This window comes from Pseudoalteromonas phenolica (assembly GCF_005886345.1).
Classification (GTDB): Bacteria; Pseudomonadota; Gammaproteobacteria; order Enterobacterales; family Alteromonadaceae; genus Pseudoalteromonas; species Pseudoalteromonas phenolica_A.
The window spans coordinates 1-369 of sequence record NZ_PNEC01000119.1; the positions used below are offsets into that span (position 1 = coordinate 1).

Sequence of the window (369 nt, forward strand, 5' to 3'; positions counted from 1 at the left end):
AAAGGGGCAATAAGTGCAGAAGCTAATAAAGCTACTTACGAACGCATTCAGTTTACAAGCAATTTAGACTTGTGTAAAGCTGATTTAGTTATTGAAGCAATTATTGAGAACGTAGCTGTTAAAAAGGACTTATTTAATAAACTCGCTGCTTTAAACGGGAGCAAAACTATTTACGCATCCAATACATCATCGATCAGTATTAACAGTCTGGCAGAAGAATTTATGTATCCTCATCAATTCGCGGGGATGCATTTTTTCAATCCTGCACCCATCATGAAACTGGTTGAAATAATACAGGGAGCACAAACTGATCCTAATATAATAGCCGTGTTAGTAGGAGTTGCCAAACAAATGAAAAAAATACCTGTA

General features: G+C 36.0%; 1 protein-coding gene. It reads left to right on the top strand.

Annotation, left to right across the window (positions count from 1 at the left end; genetic code table 11):
• On the top strand, positions 1–369 hold a 369-nt coding region (locus CWB72_RS20300; RefSeq protein ID WP_252371609.1), incomplete at both ends, for a 3-hydroxyacyl-CoA dehydrogenase family protein.